At 62.3% G+C, this 17,158-nt stretch carries 21 protein-coding genes; 14 read left to right on the forward strand and 7 right to left on the reverse strand.

Translation table 11 applies throughout. The features are described 5' to 3' along the window. Nucleotides 1-124: 124 nt before the first annotated feature. Nucleotides 125-1,285 (forward strand): alpha-hydroxy acid oxidase, encoded by a 1,161-nt coding sequence (locus tag B0B52_RS10610; RefSeq protein ID WP_077593613.1) that lies wholly within the window; start codon nucleotides 125-127, stop codon nucleotides 1,283-1,285. Here B0B52_RS10610 and B0B52_RS10615 read toward each other — a convergent pair. The 3 genes from B0B52_RS10615 to B0B52_RS10625 all read right to left on the reverse strand — a co-directional run bounded on the left by B0B52_RS10615 (nucleotide 1,264) and on the right by B0B52_RS10625 (nucleotide 4,062). Continuing rightward, entirely contained in the window at nucleotides 1,264-2,490 is a 1,227-nt protein-coding gene (locus tag B0B52_RS10615) for a GGDEF domain-containing protein (RefSeq protein WP_139351896.1), read from the reverse strand. The two genes, B0B52_RS10610 and B0B52_RS10615, sit on opposite strands and share 22 nt — an antisense overlap. A 207-nt stretch (nucleotides 2,491-2,697) precedes the next feature. Beyond that, nucleotides 2,698-3,102 (reverse strand): DUF3224 domain-containing protein, encoded by a 405-nt coding sequence (locus tag B0B52_RS10620; RefSeq protein WP_077593615.1) that lies wholly within the window; start codon nucleotides 3,100-3,102, stop codon nucleotides 2,698-2,700. 57 nt (nucleotides 3,103-3,159) lie between these two features. After that, on the reverse strand, nucleotides 3,160-4,062 hold the full coding sequence (locus B0B52_RS10625; RefSeq protein WP_077593616.1) for a c-type cytochrome: 903 nt from the start codon (nucleotides 4,060-4,062) through the stop codon (nucleotides 3,160-3,162). A gap of 275 nt (nucleotides 4,063-4,337) precedes the next feature. Here B0B52_RS10625 and B0B52_RS10630 point away from each other — a divergent pair, with 275 nt between their 5' ends. Both B0B52_RS10630 and B0B52_RS10635 read left to right on the forward strand, forming a co-directional pair. Beyond that, entirely contained in the window at nucleotides 4,338-5,267 is a 930-nt protein-coding gene (locus B0B52_RS10630) for an EamA family transporter (RefSeq protein ID WP_077593617.1), read from the forward strand. 208 nt (nucleotides 5,268-5,475) lie between these two features. Next, nucleotides 5,476-6,675 (forward strand): DNA polymerase IV, encoded by a 1,200-nt coding sequence (locus tag B0B52_RS10635; protein ID WP_083742435.1) that lies wholly within the window; start codon nucleotides 5,476-5,478, stop codon nucleotides 6,673-6,675. Here the strand turns inward: B0B52_RS10635 and B0B52_RS10640 are convergent. Beyond that, the gene (locus tag B0B52_RS10640) at nucleotides 6,672-7,133 is read right to left on the reverse strand and encodes a DUF1569 domain-containing protein (RefSeq protein ID WP_254425684.1); all 462 of its coding nucleotides are present in this window, start codon (nucleotides 7,131-7,133) and stop codon (nucleotides 6,672-6,674) included. The two genes, B0B52_RS10635 and B0B52_RS10640, sit on opposite strands and share 4 nt — an antisense overlap. A gap of 223 nt (nucleotides 7,134-7,356) precedes the next feature. Here B0B52_RS10640 and B0B52_RS10645 point away from each other — a divergent pair, with 223 nt between their 5' ends. From B0B52_RS10645 to B0B52_RS10655, 3 genes are read left to right on the forward strand one after another with little or no spacing between them, the layout of a single operon-like run. Further along, nucleotides 7,357-8,283, forward strand: coding sequence for a DUF3034 family protein (locus B0B52_RS10645; protein ID WP_077593620.1), 927 nt, complete (start codon nucleotides 7,357-7,359; stop codon nucleotides 8,281-8,283). A 35-nt stretch (nucleotides 8,284-8,318) separates the two neighbouring features. After that, nucleotides 8,319-8,762 carry a group 1 truncated hemoglobin gene (locus B0B52_RS10650; RefSeq protein ID WP_077593621.1) on the forward strand — a complete coding sequence of 148 codons (444 nt, stop codon included), beginning with the start codon at nucleotides 8,319-8,321 and terminating at the stop codon, nucleotides 8,760-8,762. 28 nt (nucleotides 8,763-8,790) lie between these two features. Then, nucleotides 8,791-9,441, forward strand: coding sequence for a plastocyanin (locus B0B52_RS10655; protein WP_077593622.1), 651 nt, complete (start codon nucleotides 8,791-8,793; stop codon nucleotides 9,439-9,441). A gap of 6 nt (nucleotides 9,442-9,447) precedes the next feature. On the opposite strand, the gene B0B52_RS10660 is transcribed toward B0B52_RS10655, so the two are convergent. Both B0B52_RS10660 and B0B52_RS10665 read right to left on the reverse strand, forming a co-directional pair. Next, nucleotides 9,448-9,960, reverse strand: a complete 513-nt coding sequence (locus tag B0B52_RS10660; protein ID WP_254425685.1) for a hypothetical protein — start codon at nucleotides 9,958-9,960, stop codon at nucleotides 9,448-9,450. 91 nt (nucleotides 9,961-10,051) lie between these two features. Beyond that, on the reverse strand, nucleotides 10,052-10,627 hold the full coding sequence (locus tag B0B52_RS10665; RefSeq protein ID WP_077593624.1) for a DUF3455 domain-containing protein: 576 nt from the start codon (nucleotides 10,625-10,627) through the stop codon (nucleotides 10,052-10,054). 154 nt (nucleotides 10,628-10,781) lie between these two features. Between B0B52_RS10665 and B0B52_RS10670 the strand changes: the two genes are divergently transcribed. From B0B52_RS10670 to B0B52_RS10705, 8 genes are all read left to right on the forward strand, one after another. Continuing rightward, nucleotides 10,782-11,393, forward strand: a complete 612-nt coding sequence (locus B0B52_RS10670) for an RNA polymerase sigma factor (RefSeq protein ID WP_077593625.1) — start codon at nucleotides 10,782-10,784, stop codon at nucleotides 11,391-11,393. Further along, nucleotides 11,390-12,121: an anti-sigma factor domain-containing protein gene (locus B0B52_RS10675; RefSeq protein WP_077593626.1), complete on the forward strand. Its 732-nt coding sequence runs from the start codon at nucleotides 11,390-11,392 to the stop codon at nucleotides 12,119-12,121. The genes B0B52_RS10670 and B0B52_RS10675 overlap by 4 nt, the downstream gene beginning before the upstream one ends. 104 nt (nucleotides 12,122-12,225) lie before the next feature. Then, nucleotides 12,226-12,900, forward strand: coding sequence for a phytanoyl-CoA dioxygenase family protein (locus B0B52_RS10680; protein ID WP_077593627.1), 675 nt, complete (start codon nucleotides 12,226-12,228; stop codon nucleotides 12,898-12,900). A 51-nt stretch (nucleotides 12,901-12,951) separates the two neighbouring features. Then, nucleotides 12,952-13,779 (forward strand): PhzF family phenazine biosynthesis protein, encoded by an 828-nt coding sequence (locus tag B0B52_RS10685; RefSeq protein ID WP_077593628.1) that lies wholly within the window; start codon nucleotides 12,952-12,954, stop codon nucleotides 13,777-13,779. 159 nt (nucleotides 13,780-13,938) lie between these two features. Further along, nucleotides 13,939-14,397, forward strand: a complete 459-nt coding sequence (locus tag B0B52_RS10690) for a tetratricopeptide repeat protein (RefSeq protein ID WP_077593629.1) — start codon at nucleotides 13,939-13,941, stop codon at nucleotides 14,395-14,397. 75 nt (nucleotides 14,398-14,472) lie between these two features. Next, nucleotides 14,473-15,159, forward strand: a complete 687-nt coding sequence (locus B0B52_RS10695; RefSeq protein WP_254425686.1) for a plastocyanin — start codon at nucleotides 14,473-14,475, stop codon at nucleotides 15,157-15,159. A gap of 78 nt (nucleotides 15,160-15,237) precedes the next feature. Next, nucleotides 15,238-15,540 carry a hypothetical protein gene (locus B0B52_RS10700; protein WP_077593630.1) on the forward strand — a complete coding sequence of 101 codons (303 nt, stop codon included), beginning with the start codon at nucleotides 15,238-15,240 and terminating at the stop codon, nucleotides 15,538-15,540. 15 nt (nucleotides 15,541-15,555) lie between these two features. Beyond that, nucleotides 15,556-16,401: an enoyl-CoA hydratase-related protein gene (locus B0B52_RS10705; RefSeq protein ID WP_077593631.1), complete on the forward strand. Its 846-nt coding sequence runs from the start codon at nucleotides 15,556-15,558 to the stop codon at nucleotides 16,399-16,401. A 28-nt stretch (nucleotides 16,402-16,429) separates the two neighbouring features. On the opposite strand, the gene B0B52_RS10710 is transcribed toward B0B52_RS10705, so the two are convergent. Further along, the gene (locus B0B52_RS10710) at nucleotides 16,430-17,146 is read right to left on the reverse strand and encodes an alpha/beta fold hydrolase (RefSeq protein WP_077593632.1); all 717 of its coding nucleotides are present in this window, start codon (nucleotides 17,144-17,146) and stop codon (nucleotides 16,430-16,432) included. Between the last annotated feature and the right edge of the window lie 12 nt (nucleotides 17,147-17,158).

Here is a 17,158-nt window from a genome sequence, read left to right on the forward strand (position 1 = left end):
GGTCCGCCCGATCCGGGGCGTATCAATAATTTCAAAGCCGCAGAAGCAAAATTCACGCAACAGCGAAGGCTCGAGCGCTACCATGGCGGCAGCTTCCCCAAAAAAACCGTCGTCTGGAGACTCCATGCCCGTGATCACCACCATCGAAGACCTGCGCATTCTGGCAAAAAAACGCGTGCCCCGCATGTTTTACGACTATGCCGACTCCGGCTCGTGGACTGAAAGCACCTACCGCGCCAACGAAGCTGACTTCCAGAAAATCAAGCTGCGCCAGCGTGTGGCGGTGAACATGGAAAACCGCAGCACGGCCACCAAAATGGTAGGCATAGGCGTCAAGATGCCGGTGGCCATTGCACCAGTGGGCCTCACGGGCATGCAGCATGCCGACGGCGAAATCAAGGCCGCGCGGGCCGCCGAAAAATTTGGCATCCCCTTCATCCTCTCGACCATGAGCATCTGCTCAATCGAGGACATTGCAGCGCACACGCAGACGCCCTTCTGGTTTCAGTTGTACATGATGCGCGACCGCGACGCGATGGCCACCATGATCGAGCGCGCCCGCAAGGCCGGTTGCAGCGCCCTGGTGCTCACGCTGGACCTGCAGGTGATTGGCCAGCGCCACAAGGACCTCAAGAACGGGCTGACCGCTCCACCCCGTCCCACCGTGGCCAACATCCTCAACCTCATGACCAAACCGCGCTGGTGCATCGGCATGGCGGGAACACGTCGGCACACCTTCCGCAATCTGGTGGGCCATGTGAAAGGCGTGAGCGACATGCGCTCGCTGGCAGCCTGGACCAACGAACAGTTTGATCCCCGCCTGTCCTGGGCCGACGTGGCCTGGGTCAAGGAGCGCTGGGGTGGAAAACTCATCCTCAAGGGCATTCAGGATGTGGAAGACGCAAAGCTGGCGGTGCAAAGCGGCGCAGATGCCATTGTTGTCAGCAACCATGGCGGGCGCCAGCTTGACGGCGCGCAGTCCAGCATCGAGGCCTTGCCGGCCATCGTGGCGGCCGTAGGTTCCGACATTGAAGTCTGGATGGACGGCGGTATCCGCTCCGGCCAGGACGTGCTCAAGGCCTGGGCCCTGGGCGCACGCGGCACGCTGATCGGCCGGGCCATGGTGTACGGCCTGGGCGCCATGGGCGAAGCGGGTGTGACCAAAGCGCTGCAGATCATCCACAAAGAGCTGGACATCACCATGGCGTTTTGTGGCCGGACCGATATCGAAACGGTGGACAGGGGAATCCTGCTTCCCGGGACCTATCCCTTGGCGGCGCCGTAGGAAGCTTCGATAAAGTCCTCGCCGATCACGCCAGCGGAAAGTTGCGCGGCCTCCAGGGCCAACTGCTCGGCCCGGTTCATCACACCCAGCGCATCACTGCAGCTTCCGGCAATGCGGATCAAGCCTACTCCGATGGTGGGCTCGAAGATGTGCCGGTTCTGCGCCTCGCCCACCGACACGGGCTTGCGCAACTCGCGCCGCAGACGTGCCGCCAGTAGTTGGCTGCGCTGCGGGTCCTGGACCGCAGAGACCACGAGCACAAAACACCGGGGATGGTAGAGGCCCACCACGTTGCGAAACCCGACAATGCGCCGGATGCGCGCGAGCAGCACCACCAGAATCTGCTGGTCAACACCATGGCCCGCCACCCCGCCAAGCTGGTAAAGATTGGCGATGCTGATGGCCGCCACCACGCAGTCCCGGCCGACGCGTGCGCTGCGCCACAACGCATCTTCCACGTGGGGAAGCAGTCGCGAGCCCAGTGTCATGTCAACACCCCAGGACGGGTCCGCCAGACTCTGTGCCAGACGGCTGAGCTTGCGCTGTTCCCGATTGCGCTGCAGCGTCAGCGCAATCACGATCAGAAAGTAGCCGATGGTGCAGGCCACGGTCAACACCGCCATGCCCAGACCCAACGACTGAAGACTCTTCGAATACAGGCCGACCACCATGCCGGCCAGGCAAAGACAGGCCACCACCATCCAGCGCGCCAGCGCGTCCCCCAGAGTGACGCCGCGGACCGCCACCATGGCCGCGCACAGCACCGACAGTGCGTTCACCGCAGCCGCGGCCGCAAGCACCTGGGCCGGCCGCCAGACATCTTCCAGCAAGGCAATGACGGCCAACACCACGGCTGCCAGCACCAGCCCGAAACTTCCGCCAGTCACAATCCAGCGTATCAGCCGATCGTCGCGGGCAGCACCCAGCCAGACCCCGAGGTAAGTGAGCGCCAGGGCACCGCTCAGTGGCCCGAACGACGCCGCCAGCGGCAACACGACCCCGCCACGCAGCGCCGGCATCAGCATCTCGGGCAGGCCGGACACCAGGATCGACGAACCGCCCGTCAGCAGGATAAACGCCAGGCCACGCACCGCCGAAACGGAGCGGCTCGCGACCAGATCGGCCGCCGCCACAATGGACAGCAGCAGGATGGCGCCGGCCATGGCTGACCAGAGGGCGAGCTCCGACGGCGTCACGGTATTCACGAGGCTTGGCCCCTTTTTGGTCAGGTCTGGACGGGCAGGTTTTCGGCGGCGGCCCTCTGCAGATCTCCAGGGCGCATTGGCCATTGTACGATTAGTTACATTTATTCCATCACCCCGCCCCACCGGCCCCCTTCTTTAGCGAGGGGGCATAAATCCTGCTACCCGGAACTTACTGAAAAATAGCCCGCCGCAGCGAGCCACTGTCGTTCAATCCTGCGACGAAATTTCGTACTCCATCACATACGAATGCTGGCCATCAGCCATCTGGATGCTGAGCATGCCGTTGATACCAGCGAGCTCTCCGGTACCTGAATCGGGCACAACGCTCACGGTCAATTGCGGCACGCCGCGGTTCATGGTGCCGCTGTGCTGCAACACGAAGCTGCCGCTTTTCCCGTGCAGCGTGCCTGTCACACACTCCATGGCCACATAACCGGCCGAGCCTTTCACGGTGGGGCCTGCGCTCAGCATCTCGCCCTGGCTGGTGGCCTGCAGGTCGCCGCTGAAAGTCTTGCTGATCGACAGCCGCCCCATCAGTGGCCCGGCCTCGGCGTTGGCTAGCGACTGCGGCAGGAGTTTGACTTCGAAGATTCCGGCTGCGTGGGAAGGCATGGCATGGGCTTTCAAGGGAATGACAATGCCGTTGATGATGCCAGAGGGCTGCGGATTTTATCGCTGCCCGAATGGCCTGGCCGGCACGGTCTTCAGGTACACATACAGTGCCTGGGCATCCACGTCGTTGATCTCGCGCAGCGATTCAAAAGGCATCACGGTGACGGGTGTGCCATCAGGGCGTTTGCCGCCGCGCAGCATGGCCACAAACGCGCCGGCGTCTTTGTAGCGCGCCATCGCGTTGCCTTCGCCCGGCGTCAGGTTGGCGGCCGGCGCCCAGTCGGGTGGCGTGCCGGGAATCTTGCCGCCGGAAAGCCCGGGGCCGTGGCAGCTGATGCACATGTTGGCCACATAAGCACCATGCGCCACCGTGACGCCTTCGGCCACCGCCGTGGCCGGTGGCAGGGAATGGTCGATTTTCTGTGCCGCGTCTTCAATCGCGCCAAAGCCATACATCAGCTTGACTGGCAATGACAGTTCCAGAACGGCGGCCCCGCCCGGCAGCGGCGGCAGGCTGCGTACATAGGAGACCAGCGCGCCGAGGTCGGCGTCGGTGAAGCGGTTGTAGTCTTCACTGGGCATGACGAACAGCGGCCGGCCATCGGGCTTGACGCCGTGGCGCAGGGCGCGCACCCAGTCTTCAGGCGCGTAGCGCGCCACCACCTTGCCTTCGCCGGGCGTGATGTTGGGGCCCGCCAGGCGCAGGCCCCGGCCGTCGTTGACGAACTCGCGGCCACCGCCGTTGGCGCCATGGCAGTCCACGCAGCCGCGCGAACTGAACAGGTATTTGCCACGTTCCAGCGACTGCGCATCCGAGGGAAAAGTCACCGGCCGCACATTGACCGAGACCAGGCGCTGGCCCTTGTTCTCAGCCAGCGTCGTGCCCACCACAACCGTACCAATGGCCAGCACCACCAGCGCAGCGCCACCACCCACCGTCCATTTGATCCATCGGTTCATTTTTATGCTCTTTGCCTGTTAGCCATCTGCTCGCCATGCTGCAAGCCCCTCCTGCAGCATCTGCGGACAAAGCCGATATTTTAAAAATTGAACACGCCCCTTGTCTGCGCAGCAAGAGGGCAATAAGTCACAGGCAAGCGTTCTTGCGATGGTAAATATTCACCAACGCCGTCATTCGCGGAAGAACCAGCCGATGCAGGGTCATCGTGAGGTGGCATGGCACCCCTGCCGAACGATGCAAACCGTCACCGGGAACCACAGCTATAACTTGTTCCATGAACTTCACCACTCTCGCACCTTGGGCCTGGATCCCCATCGTTCTATGGGCTGCGACGGCGCAGACCTTGCGCAACGCTTCGCAACGCACGCTGACGGCCAGCATCGGTACCCTGCCCGCCACCCTGGTGCGCTTTCTGTATGGCTTGCCGTTCGCTGCGGCCTGGCTCGCCCTTCTGTACGCCATGCCCGACGCGCCGCGCACACTACCCCACTTCAACGCCGGATATTTCGCCTGGCTTTCTCTGGGAGCCGTGGCGCAGATAGGCGCGACAGCTTTTTTGCTTGCGGCCATGAAAGAGCGCAACTTCATCGTGGCCGTCACCTTTTCCAAAACCGAGGTGCTGCAAGTCGCGCTGTTTTCCATGCTCTTCCTGCACGAACTGCCGAGCCTGCTGTCCGTGCTTGCCATGCTAGTGGCGACGATAGGAGTGGTGTTGCTGTCGCGGCCCAAAGCCGCAAGCCCAGGATCAGCCGAGACTGGCTGGCTCAGCCGCGCCACCCTGTATGGGCTGGCCTCGGGGGCGGGTTTCGCGTTATCGGCTGTCGGCTACCGGGGCGCGGCATTGGTACTGAACGAAACATCACCCTGGCTGGCCGGCGCCTGGGGGGTACTGTGGGCCCAAACGCTGCAGACCCTGCTTCTCTGCGGCTGGCTCGCCTGGCGCACACCCACGGCACTGGTCGCCATCTTGCACGCCTGGAAACTCTCCCTGCTGGCCGGAATGATGGGCGCCTTTGCGTCGATTGGCTGGTTCACCGCTTTCGCGCTGCGGCCAGCGGCCGACGTGCGCACGCTCGGGCTGGTCGAGGTTCTGTTCAGCTACCTCCTGTCGCATCGGCTGTTTCGCGAAAAACTGAGCGGTACCGAACGCACGGGCTTGCTGCTGGTCACACTCGGGCTGATTGTGGTGTGCGCCCAGCTGTAGCTGAGTTGGAATAGAGCTTCATGTCAGCTCTGTTATTCAGCCGGACAGCTCGCACCCGCCGTGGGGAACGAGAAAAAAGCCGTAAGCCCGGGCCTGCGCCATGGGACACAGTCGGCCGCCACAACCCTGCCCGCAGCGCTATGCTTGCCGGGTGGACAATTCGCCCGCCTCTTCCCCGCCCAAGCTACGCCGCATTGCGCATCTGGACATGGATGCTTTTTTTGCGTCCATCGAGCTTCTGCGTTATCCGCAGCTCAAAGGGTTGCCGGTGGTCATAGGCGGCGGGCGGCGCAAGGTGGACGAGGCGATTCGTGCCGACCCGGACCGCGCGCTGCGTTTTATTCCGGTCGAAGAATTTCCGCGGCTCTTGGACTATGTGGGCCGCGGCGTCATCACCACCGCCACCTACGCCGCGCGGCAGTTCGGCGTGGGTTCGGCCATGGGCATGATGAAGGCCGCCAAGCTGTGCCCGCAGGCCATCGTGCTGCCGGTCGATTTCGAGGAAGTGCGCAAGTACTCGCGGCTCTTCAAAAGCACCATCACCGAGGTGGCACCGCTGATGCAGGACCGCGGCGTGGACGAGGTTTATATCGACTTCACCGATGTGCCCGGCGGCCAGCGCGAAGGTGGCCGTGTGCTGGCGCGGCTGATCCAGAAAGCGATTTTTGAGAAAACCGGCCTGACCTGCTCGGTCGGCGTGGCTCCCAACAAGCTGCTTGCCAAGATGGCCAGCGAGTTCAACAAGCCCAATGGCATTTCCATTGTTTACGAAACCGACCTGCAGAAAAAAATCTGGCCGCTGCATGTACGCAAGATCAACGGCATAGGCCCCAAGGCGGGCGAAAAGCTGGCGAAGCTGGGCATACAGACCATTGGCGAACTGGCCGCACAGGAGCCGTCTTTCCTGATCGGCCATTTCGGCAAGGCCACAGGCGCGTGGATGCATGAAGCCGCCTGGGGCCGCGACGACCGCCCGGTGGTAACGGAAAGCGAGCCGGTCAGCATGAGCCGCGAAACCACTTTTGACCGCGACCTGCATGCGGTGAGGGACAAGCAGACGCTGGGTGCCATCTTCACCGAGCTTTGCGAAAAACTCGGCGAAGACCTGCAGCGCAAGGGTTATGTGGCAAAGACCATAGGCATCAAGCTGCGTTATGACGATTTCAAAATTGCGACTCGCGATCAAACGGTAGAGGCCTATACGGCCGACGGCGCCATCATTCGCAAAATAGCCGGGCAGTGCCTGAAGCGGGTGCCGCTGGACAAACGCCTGCGCCTGCTAGGGGTGCGGGCTGCGACGCTCGCCAGACTCGGGGAAGAACCACTTATAGAGAGAAAAAGCTCTTCCACCCAATCAGCGCGGGCGCAAGCAGCTACTGAATCAATAGCAACTGATCAGCTTTTCTAAGACGTCACCAGGACGATTTCATCCTGGTGGTTGGCGATATGGAAGGTGTGGGCCAGCGAAAAATCGGCCTTGCTGAGCGCACCGTAGGCAAAGTGCGGCTTCAACGGGCCTTGATGTCCTGCAAAACGCGCAATGGCGGTACGCAGCCGCGCTGCGCCGGGTCGCCAGTCAGTACCTGCTCCCAGCGCAGGCGCACCGGGAATGGGCTCGCTCAGGCCGTGGCTCATTTGCCCGCGCCACTTGAAGAAAGCGAAAGCCGCCGCACCCGCTGTGGCCTGAAAAACCGCGCTTTTGGGCTGCGGAAAACCGTCCATGCTCATCTCGACGCTCTGGGCAAGGTGATCAAGCACGGCAGCCATCGGCCAGGCGCCGGCGGTGCGCGCACTGCCCGCGCGATCGAGCTTGTCGAGCCAGCGCAAGGCATCGTCAAGGGACTGGACTTTGGGCAGATCCGCCATGGCATAGCCTCCGGCAAGGGCAACAGTGCTGAATAAAAAATCGCGTCGGCGCATGCCGGAATGTTAGCAGCCGCCGAACGGGCGATCTTGCGATGTCCAGCCGAAGCGGAAACGGACGACGGTCGGTTTGAGAAATTTTTGAATCCAGCAACGGAAACGGGGCGTATCACCCCCGTACGCCCTGGATGACACCCCTCAACCCGCCACGCCTGGAGCCTTGACCATGAAATTTACCTCTCCCCTGACTGCCGCCTGCGCGGCGATGCTGTGCGTCGGCACCAGCCTTCCCGCCCTGGCCGACACTGGCAAACTGCTGTTGACCAGTGGCGTGAGCAGCATTGACGGCGCAGCCGGCGGCGGCCTGACGCCCTGGGCGGTGATTGGCAGCAACGCCACCGAAGGCGAAGTGGGAGCTTCCGCCTTCCTGACAACCGCTGGCACCAAGGACTATGGCCTGAACATCGCCGGCGCCGCCATCGGCATCAACGACAGGTATGAGCTGTCGATCGCACAGCAGGACTTCAACACCCGTGCCACCGGCACAGCGCTGGGCCTGCCCGGCCTGCACTTGAAGCAAACCATTGTGGGTGCGAAAGTGCGGGTGGCCGGCGACGCCGTGCTGGACGCCGACAGCCTGATGCCGCAGATCGCCGTGGGCGTGCAATACAAAACCCTGGCATCCACCGGGCTGGACAGCACGCTACGGGCCCTTGGCGCCAAACGCGACGGCGTGGATCTGTATGTCAGCGCCACCAAACTCTTCCTGGGGCAAAGCCTGCTGGTCAACGGCACGCTGCGGGCCACCAAAGCCAACCAGAACGGCCTGCTGGGCTACGGCGCCACGCTGGGCGGCAATGAAAACAGCTACAGCCTGCAGCCGGAGTTTTCGGTGGCCTACCTGATCAACAAGAACGTCGCGGTGGGCGCCGAATACCGCTTCATGCGCAACAAGCTTGAGACAGCAGGCCGCGCCGCCGGTCTGGGCAACGGCTTGCGCTCGCAGGACTGGAAAGACATCTTCATTGCCTGGGCGCCGAATAAGAATGTTTCCGTAACCCTGGCCTATGTGGACCTCGGCGTGATCGTTCCGGCAACCACCGCCAGTCGCAAGCAAAAAGGCTACTACCTGTCGGCCCAGTTGGCCTTCTGAACAACTCTTTCGACCCACCATTTTCAGGAACTGACATGAAAAAAAACCTCATTGCCCTCGCCCTTGCCGCGTCCAGCCTGCTGATGGCCGGTACTGTGTTTGCGCAAACCGCGCCCCAGAGTGACCAGCTCTACAAGGCCTTCGGCGAAAAAGCAGGCCTGGTCACGCTGATGGACGACTTCATGGTCCGCCTGCTGGCCGACCCCCGCACCGGCCCGCACTTCAAGCCGTCCAACCAGCAGCGCGTGAAAGAGCAGTTGGTGGACCAGCTTTGTTTCCTCGCCGGCGGACCCTGCGCCTACAAAGGCGCCGACATGAAAAGCGCGCACGCCAACCTGGACGTCAAGAAATCTGACTTCAATGCACTGGTGGAAGTGCTACAGCAAAGCATGGATGCCAGGGGCATTCCCTTCCGTACCCAAAACCAGATGCTGGCGCTGCTGGCTCCGATGCACCGAGACATCATCACGGTGCGCTGAGCACCACCCTCACCCCTGGAGCGATTTCATGAAAAAAACACTCATCTCTTTGGCTCTGGCAACCCTGTCCGCCCATGCCATGTCCGGCAACCTGCAGGTGCTGGTGCTGGACAAGGAAGGCAAGCCGGTGGCCGACGCCGTGGTGCTGGTGATACCGGTGAACAAGGGAACGGCGAAGGTTGCCCTGCCCATGCAGGTAACCATCGCCCAGGAAAAAATGCGTTTTGTTCCTGCCGTCAGCGTGGTAGCCGTCGGCGCCAAAGCCTCGTTTGTCAACAACGACTCCTGGGAGCATCACGTGCGCGGATCGGCCGCCGGTGTTGCGCAGTTCAGCACCGCCGGCAGCGGCGGCTTTGAATTGCGCATTGACGGCAAACTCGAAGGCAAGCCCGCCAGGTCGGCCGATGCCGTGTTTGAAAAGCCCGGGGCAGTTCTGCTGGGCTGTCACATCCACGGCTCCATGCGCGGCCATGTGTACGTGAGCGAATCGCCTTGGGCCGTGTTGACCGGCGCCGATGGCATCGCCAACGTGGAGCAGATTCCCGATGGCGCCGCGCAGGTCAAGGTCTGGCATGCCGACCAGTTGATCGACATTGCCCCACAGCAAACCACCGTGAGCGCCGCGCCCGGCAAGGCCACCCTGCAGTTGAGCGTGGTGCCGCGCCGGCGCCGGATTTAGGGCCGGTTAACGCTGGCTATCGCTTTCCGGCAAATCGCCCAGCGGCGCAAGGTCAGACGCATAGACACGGTCGCGAAGCTGCAGTGCCTGGCCCTTCTGCCAGAAGGACTCAAAGGCAGCCAGCTCCTCGGCCCCTGCCCGCCCTTGCCCGCGGCGCGGCGGCGGCATGTCCGGCGCCGTTGCGTCGGCACCGGGCTCTGCGTCGGGTCGGCTGGGCTCGAATCCCTGGATCTGGTCGTTGACCCGCCAGTACACGCCGCTCACCAGGATGCCGTAGCGCGCGGCCGCATTTTTCCCGATGGCTGCGCCCAGGGCAACCAATTGCGCCGGACGACCCTCGCGGTTGTGCATGAAGTCGGTGGACAGATCCATCAGCACGGAATACATGTGACCGCGCCTGTCGTTGCGCACCACGCGAAACCGGTAGCTTGCCGACAGGATGCCGTGGGCCTCCATGGTGACCTTGATGGCTTCGTACAGCATCTCGCGGCGAAACTCCATGCGCTCTTCAAGATTCATCTTGACGGGCGCAGTCTCTGGTCCGGGAGGAACGGACTCTGGACGCCCCCCGGTTCGGAAAAGATTCCTGAGTACAGACATGCCAGCGATATCAGGGCTTTGCCGCGGTAAAAAAGACGTAGTCCGCCGTGTAGCCTTCCTTGATACGCTTGCCCGCATCGGCCTGGGCCGCACATCCGCGCGCTGGCGCATTACCGCCCTCGGTATTGAGGCGCTGCACACTGGTGACGCCGGCCATTTTGCCGGCGCCGCCCGCTGATTTGGTGCTCAGCAGCAGCAAGGGAATATCGGCAGCGCGCTCGCCATTGGCGCGGGCCTTCACGGTACCCACCGACCGGCTGCCGTCAAGTGCAGTCCAACCCGGGCCTGCGCCGTGCGTGCCGACCTTCTCGTCTTTCTGGTTGAACAGATCGGCTTCGGGCGCAATGAACACCCAGGCCCATCCACCCTTGCCGTCGGCACGGCACTCATAAATTTGCGAGCCCACCGCATGCCAGGTGAAAGCGGCGCGTTCGTTGTCAGCCGGCTTGAGCACGGCGGGTACCGGTTTGGTGGTGTCTGCCTGCCCTGAGGGCTGGGAAACGGCGCAGGCGCTGAGCAGGCCGGCGCAAATAACAGCAAGGGTGAAACCGGGGGCGGGAAAGGAAAGTTGCGAGCGGGTTTTCATGGGTGTCCTTGGGTTGAGTGGGTAAAAATGCGGCCAGGCCTGCGCCCCGCCAGCACTAGACAAACGCCGCCAACCGGAAATCGGATGCAAGCTTGTTAAAAATTCCGGCCCCCGCGGGTTTGCCGCGCGGGCGGAACTTCATATACTCAGCCGCATGAAACCGGACACCGAAGTCGACACCCGCAGCCTGGAAGCCCTGATCCAGGGCGCAGCGCGGGGCGACCATGCCTGCTTCGCGCAGGTCTATCAGCGCACCCACCTGCATCTGTTTGGGGTTGCCGTTCGTATATTGGGTCAAGGACACGCGGCCGAAGATGTGCTGCAAGAGGCGTATGTGAGTATCTGGAAAAGTGCCGGCGGCTACCGCAGCGAGGTAGGCGGGCAAACCATTCAACCGATGACATGGCTTATTGCCATCGTCCGCAACAAGGCGCTGGACGCCCTGCGGGCCCGCACGCGCCGCCGCGAAAGCGAGCTACCCGAGTCAGGCGAGGTGGACGAAGACGACGTCCAGTCCGTCGGCACCCCGGCGCCCAGCGCCATGCAATTGCTTGAGCAGGCCAGCGAGGCCCTGCACATCGAAGGCTGCATGAGTTCGCTCGACGGCAGTTACCGGCAAAGCCTGGCCCTGGCTTATTACCAGGGCCTGAGCCACACCGAAGTTGCCGAACAAATGGGCGCACCGCTGGGCTCGGTCAAGGCCTGGATACGGCGCGGCCTGGAAAAGCTCAAGGGCTGCCTGGCCGCGCAAGGGGTGGTCGCATGAGATATGTCCAGCCCGAATTGCTTGAACACCTCGCGTCGTCGTATGTACTTGGCACGCTGAGAGGCGGCGCCCGGCGCCGCTTTGAACGGCTGCAGCACAACCGCGCCGATGTACGCAGCCTGGTGACGCAATGGGAGACTCGCTTGGGCCAACTCGCCGTGTCGGTGCCCGCTCAACAACCTTCGCCGCAATTGTGGAAGGCCATCGCAGCACGAACGCAGCCCCAGGCGGCCGCGCCTGCTGGCGGGTGGCTGGGCTGGCTCAAGCCCGCCGGCTTTGGCTTCGGTGGCCTCGCCGCCGGCGTGATTGCCGCCAGCATGCTGTTTGTCACCGCACCGGGCCTCTTCATGTCCAGCGACCAGGTCGCCATGCGCACGGGTGAAAAGCTGCCGCAAAGTTATGTGGGCCTGCTCACCGACGCCCAGGGTAACGGCAAGCTGCTGGTCAGCTCGCTGCGCCACGGTAAAACCATGACGGTCAAGGTGATCGGTCCCATCACCCCGCCCACCAGCGGGAGGCTGGTGTTGTGGGCCATTCCCGCCAACGACGCGGTCTTTGCCATCGGCACCGTGCCAACCACAGGCTCGGCCGTATCCCTGCTGCCCGACACTTCGGAAAAACTGCTGTCCAAGGTCAGCAAGCTGGTGGTGACGCTGGAAACAGACGCAAAGCCCGTCGCTCCGAGCGGGCCCGTGGTGTTCAGCGGCAACTGCGCCAAGTTGTGGTGACCTGGTTCAGGCAGGTGTTCGGCGGCATGGGATTTTGCAATCCGTGCTGTGAGCCATCGGCCCCATGTTCGCTCATGAAAGAAGGCTGAAAGCTGCCGCGCGTCATGGCCCCCGCTGAGTTCACGACCCGAGGTTTCGCCCTGATTGAGGAGGTACTGGCCGCCGGGGAATGCGACGCTATTGCCCGCCGCCTGGCCACCGTATCTGCAAACCCCGTGGGTACGCGTTCCCTGCTGTCCCAAGCCTGGTGCCGGGCACTTGCGGAAAAAATTCGCCGGCACTCCTGCCTGTCGCCGCTGCTTCCTTCGGATTTTGTTGCTGCGCAGTGCACCTACTTTCAGAAATCACAGGCGTGCAACTGGCTGGTGCCGCTGCATCAGGATCTGAGCATTCCGGTTGCCAGGCGCATCACACATCGCAGCCTGACTGGCTGGTCAGAGAAGGAAGGCACCTGGTACGTTCAACCGCCGGTTGAGCTCCTGCAGCAGCTGGTGGCGGTGCGCCTGCACATCGACTCCTGCGGCATCAACGATGGTCCGCTGCGAGTGGTGCCTGCTTCGCATCTGAAAGGCCGGCTACCGGAAAAGCTCGCCACCGCAGACCGACAGGTCGAAGCCGAATTCATCTGCACCGCCGGGCAAGGCAGCGCCATGGTCATGCGTCCGCTGCTTCTGCACACGTCCTCAAAATCCAGCGGTACCAGCAGGCGGAGGGTGCTGCATTTCCTGTTCGGCCCCCGGGAACTCCCGTTCGGCCTTCAGTGGCGGCAAGCCGTTTGAATTTGCCGCCAGCGGGCAAAGCGTCCCCTCCATTTGAATAAAGGAAAAAAGATGAGTGTGTTGAAGATTGCAGCCTTTTCCGACGGGAATGCCGGCGGCAACCCGGCCGGCGTGATGATTGCCAACAAATTCCCTGATGACAGCGAGATGCAGCGGATTGCCGCAGAGCTTGGTTTTTCGGAAACAGTTTTTGCCGTCTCCACCGGTACCGGATGGCGAGTGCGCTATTTCTCGCCGGAGTCTGAAGTGCCCTTCTGCGGCCACGCAACGATTGCCCTGGGCGCGGCACTGGCCCTTCAATGCGGCGATGGCGTGTTTAACCTGCGCCTGAATCACGCCAACATCACCGTTGAAGGCCGACGCACTGGGGACACGGTTGCCGCCGCGCTGCAATCGCCGCCTACGCGCAGCCAGGCTGCGCCGGAGTCACTTGTGCTTGAAACCCTGGCGCTGTTCGGCTATACGCAGAATGACCTGGACCCCCGCTTTGCGCCTGCACTGGCCCATGGCGGCGCAGATCACCTGGTACTGGTTCTAAAGAGCCGCGAAAAACTGGCGGCCATGCAATACGACCTGGGCACGGGCCGGGAACTGATGAACAAGGCTGGGCTCGTGACGATTCTTCTGGCCTATGCGCAAACACCGCAGCTTTTTCATACCCGCAACCCCTTTGCCTCCGGCGGCGTATACGAAGACCCGGCCACGGGTGCGGCAACAGCCGCTTTTGCAGGCTACCTGCGCGACATGGCATGGCCGCATGGCGGCGCGATCGATATCGTGCAAGGTGAAGACATGGGCATGCGCTCCCGCCTGCGCGCCGAAATTCCGCCCACCTCCGGGTCGTCGATCAAGGTTTCCGGCACAGCGCGGGTCATGTAAACCTGATTCCGGGGGTTGCCCTCTTCATCGTTGCAGACGGTTGTCGGTCGCATTTACAAATTAATTACAACTGGTTCTGCATCCGTTCCCGGGTTTCCCTCGTTTGTCTAAGGTGCTGACTTGCAGCGCATTTTTTAACTGCTATCCAAGGAGCCTGACATGAACACTTTTTCCATCCGTAAGCTGATTGCATTGCCCATCCTGGGCCTGGCTTTGGCCGGAGCTGCGCTGGCAGCCGACATCCAGACCACGCCTGCTGAAAACGCACGTCTTGACGATTTTTCCGTCGGCAAAAAGGCCATGGAAGCCAAAAAATGGTCTGAGGCTGCGAGCAGCTTTAGCAAGGTGGTCGCGCAGAACCCGAAGAACGCCGACGCCTACAACTACCTCGGTTACTCAAACCGCTGGCTGGGTAAATATGACGAGGCCTTTGCAGCCTATGACAAGGCGCTGGCGCTGGACCCGAAACACCGCGGCGCGCTGGAATACTCGGGCATTGCCTATCTGAAGACCGGCAAGAAAGCCCAGGCCGAAGCCCAGCTTGCCAAGCTGCAGACCATTTGCAGCAGCTGTGAAGAAACCACAGACCTGGCCAAAGCCATCGCAGCCGCCAAATAAGCGACCGCTGTCCTCGCCATCCCGTCCAAACCGGGATGGCCGCTTCACTCTCCTCAATCTGGCCGGAAGACATCCATGACCTGCTTCAAACCCCTGCCTCTATCTCTGTTGCAATCTGCTCTTCTTTTTATAGCTGCCTGCGCTTTCTCCACAACGGCTACCGCCGGAAACCTTGTAGTGCAGGTGCTCGACAAGGAAGGCAAACCGGCGCCTGACGCCGTGGTGGTGGTGGTGCCGGCCAGCAAAACCGCCGCGCCTAAAAATCCGCTGCCCAGCCAGGTCACGATTCACCAGGAAAAGATGCGATTTGTTCCGGCTGTCAGCTTGGTCGCCGTGGGCGCCAAGGCCCAGTTCATCAACAACGACCCGTGGGAACACCATGTGCGCGCTTCGGCTGCCGGGGCTGCGCAGTTCAACGCAACGGCCGGCGAAGGTTTCGAGTTGCGCCTGGACGGCAAGCCGGAAGGCAAGCCCGCCAAAACAGCCGACGCGACCTTCAGCAAACCCGGCGCCGTGCTGCTGGGTTGCCACATTCACGGCTCCATGCGCGGGCATGTGTACGTGAGCGATTCCCCGTGGGCGGCGCTGACCGGCGCTGACGGCGTGGCCCAGCTCGAACAGGTTCCTGAAGGAGCAGCCCAGATCAAGGTGTGGCATGCCGACCAGCTGATCGACATTGCCGCGCAGGCCTACACCGTGACCGCAAGCCCCGGCAAACTCACCCTGCAACTCAGCGTAGTGCCACGCCGGCGCCGGCTCTAGAACTTTTGCCTTGATTCAGCCGGGGCGTTGACAGCGCCTTACGCAAAACTTACATTGAAGCCTCTGCACGGAGGCTTTATGGCGCACCCTTCAACTTCCCCGGCAAGCTGGCACCTCACCCTGGCAGGGCTGCAACGCATCAAGCAGTGGCACCTTGACCATCAAAGCAGCCATCCGCTGGAGCACCAGCTCTGGGACGCCGTGCTGACGCTGTGGGTCATGGGCTGGGTTGGCTGGCTGCCGGCCTTTGTGCTGGAAATCCCGCTGGCCTACCCCTTATGTCTACTCGGCATGCTTGCGCCACAGCTGTATGTGCGCTGGCGGGTACACGCCCATACCCGCGGCCGTCTCAGGTGCGACTGGCTGGAACTGGCACACTGAATTACATTGGCAGGCATGAACCCACTGACCTGCTTTTCCCTTTCGACCACCGACCACATTGCGCACCTGGTGCTCAATCGCCCCGAGGCGATGAACACCATGCACCCGACCTTCTGGCATGAGCTCGACGAAGTGCTCACACACATCCACAAGGCCGGCGATGCGCGTGTGCTGGTGATCTCCAGCACCGGCAAACATTTCAGTGCTGGTATGGCACTGGAAACCTTCTCGGGCGCCATTGCCATGGACGACCAGAGCCCCGAAGGCCGCGCCGCGATCTTCGACATGCTGGGCGACATGCAGGCCACCTTCACCAAGCTGGAGACGCTGCGCATCCCGGTAATTGCGGCCATCCAGGGCGGATGCATTGGGGGCGCTGTCGACATGGTGACGGCTTGCTGCATCCGCTACGCCACGCCGGACACCTTTTTCTGCATCCAGGAAATCAACATCGGCATGGTGGCCGACGTCGGCACCCTGCAGCGCCTGCCCAAGCTGGTGCCGCTGGCCGTGGTCAAGGAGCTGGCCTACACTGGGCGCCGCCTCAGTGCTGCCAAGGCGCTGGGCTACGGCCTGGTCAACGAGGTGTTCGACTCGCGCGAAGCCATGCTGGCCGGCGCGCTGCAATGCGCGAAAGAGATTGCCGCCAAGCCGCCGGTGGCCATCTGGGGCACCAAGCAGGCGATTCACTACACCCGCGACCACTCGGTGGACGACGCGCTCAAACAGATGGGCTGGCTGCAGGGCGCGATCTGGAGCAACCAGCATGTGCGTGAATCGGTGACGGCGATGAAGGAGAAGCGGGCAGGAGAGTTCAGCGCGCTGCCGTCGCTCAAGTTCTTTAATGAAATCGGGCTCTAGCCCTTATCACACCTGAGCAAGTAGCTATCTATTTGATAGCAACACCAGATGACGCCAGAGCCAACTCTGAAACAAATCTGGTCACAGAACGAGCGGCTTCTTCGGGCACCACCTGCAATAGAAAATGCGGCGCCTTGAGTTCCAGCACCGTCATGTCCGGTTTGATCTTCAATAAGTGCTGGCCTGCGCTGCGGGGTACGACACCATCCTGCGCAGCGCGCAGATACAGCGTCGGAACCACAACGGCTTCCAGCTGACGAGAGACATCGACTGAAAGCACCGCCCGCAGACGCGCGCGCATAACCGATGGTTGAACCTGCGCCAATGCTCGCGACAGTGCCCGATGCCAAGCTGCCGTGTAAAACCGGCCAAGCAGCAACCGGGCAAGAAGCCCCACCGGCATGGCCTCTATCGGCAACAGACCAACCCCAAACCGGAGCGCGCTCATCAGGGGCAATGGGTTGCGGGCAAAGGTGCAACACAGTACCAGGCCCACAAGCTGCGGCGGACGGCTGGCCGCAAGGGCTATGGCGATCGGGCCCGAAAAAGACTCGCCAAGCAGCACATAGGGTTCATCTACGGGCAATTCATCTCGCACAAGGACTTCCAGTCCTTCGTAGTCCAGCATCTCGGCAACCGGGTAACGGAGCACCTTGACTTTGATGCCGGGCGACATGGCCGCCACGAAAGAGTCCAGCAAGTCGCCAGTGCCGTCCATGCCTGGCAAAAGGACCAAAGTGACCATGTTGGCCTGGTA

This window comes from Polaromonas sp. A23, from assembly GCF_002001015.1.
GTDB lineage: Bacteria > Pseudomonadota > Gammaproteobacteria > Burkholderiales > Burkholderiaceae_C > Polaromonas.

Bases quoted from the DNA above. Each gene is read 5' to 3' on its own strand.
- B0B52_RS10635 (WP_083742435.1), top strand. From the start codon at position 5,476: ATGGATGCTTTTTTTGCGTCCATCGAGCTTCTGCGTTATCCGCAGCTC.
- B0B52_RS10705 (WP_077593631.1), top strand. From the start codon at position 15,556: ATGAACCCACTGACCTGCTTTTCCCTTTCGACCACCGACCACATTGCG.
- B0B52_RS10670 (WP_077593625.1), top strand. From the start codon at position 10,782: ATGAAACCGGACACCGAAGTCGACACCCGCAGCCTGGAAGCCCTGATC.
- B0B52_RS10710 (WP_077593632.1), bottom strand. From the start codon at position 17,146: ATGGTCACTTTGGTCCTTTTGCCAGGCATGGACGGCACTGGCGACTTG.
- B0B52_RS10620 (WP_077593615.1), bottom strand. From the start codon at position 3,102: ATGCCTTCCCACGCAGCCGGAATCTTCGAAGTCAAACTCCTGCCGCAG.
- B0B52_RS10675 (WP_077593626.1), top strand. From the start codon at position 11,390: ATGAGATATGTCCAGCCCGAATTGCTTGAACACCTCGCGTCGTCGTAT.
- B0B52_RS10660 (WP_254425685.1), bottom strand. From the start codon at position 9,960: ATGAATCTTGAAGAGCGCATGGAGTTTCGCCGCGAGATGCTGTACGAA.
- B0B52_RS10610 (WP_077593613.1), top strand. From the start codon at position 125: ATGCCCGTGATCACCACCATCGAAGACCTGCGCATTCTGGCAAAAAAA.
- B0B52_RS10680 (WP_077593627.1), top strand. From the start codon at position 12,226: ATGGCCCCCGCTGAGTTCACGACCCGAGGTTTCGCCCTGATTGAGGAG.
- B0B52_RS10695 (WP_254425686.1), top strand. From the start codon at position 14,473: ATGACCTGCTTCAAACCCCTGCCTCTATCTCTGTTGCAATCTGCTCTT.
- B0B52_RS10690 (WP_077593629.1), top strand. From the start codon at position 13,939: ATGAACACTTTTTCCATCCGTAAGCTGATTGCATTGCCCATCCTGGGC.
- B0B52_RS10665 (WP_077593624.1), bottom strand. From the start codon at position 10,627: ATGAAAACCCGCTCGCAACTTTCCTTTCCCGCCCCCGGTTTCACCCTT.
- B0B52_RS10700 (WP_077593630.1), top strand. From the start codon at position 15,238: ATGGCGCACCCTTCAACTTCCCCGGCAAGCTGGCACCTCACCCTGGCA.
- B0B52_RS10625 (WP_077593616.1), bottom strand. From the start codon at position 4,062: ATGAACCGATGGATCAAATGGACGGTGGGTGGTGGCGCTGCGCTGGTG.
- B0B52_RS10640 (WP_254425684.1), bottom strand. From the start codon at position 7,133: ATGGCGGATCTGCCCAAAGTCCAGTCCCTTGACGATGCCTTGCGCTGG.
- B0B52_RS10650 (WP_077593621.1), top strand. From the start codon at position 8,319: ATGAAAAAAAACCTCATTGCCCTCGCCCTTGCCGCGTCCAGCCTGCTG.
- B0B52_RS10630 (WP_077593617.1), top strand. From the start codon at position 4,338: ATGAACTTCACCACTCTCGCACCTTGGGCCTGGATCCCCATCGTTCTA.
- B0B52_RS10645 (WP_077593620.1), top strand. From the start codon at position 7,357: ATGAAATTTACCTCTCCCCTGACTGCCGCCTGCGCGGCGATGCTGTGC.
- B0B52_RS10685 (WP_077593628.1), top strand. From the start codon at position 12,952: ATGAGTGTGTTGAAGATTGCAGCCTTTTCCGACGGGAATGCCGGCGGC.
- B0B52_RS10655 (WP_077593622.1), top strand. From the start codon at position 8,791: ATGAAAAAAACACTCATCTCTTTGGCTCTGGCAACCCTGTCCGCCCAT.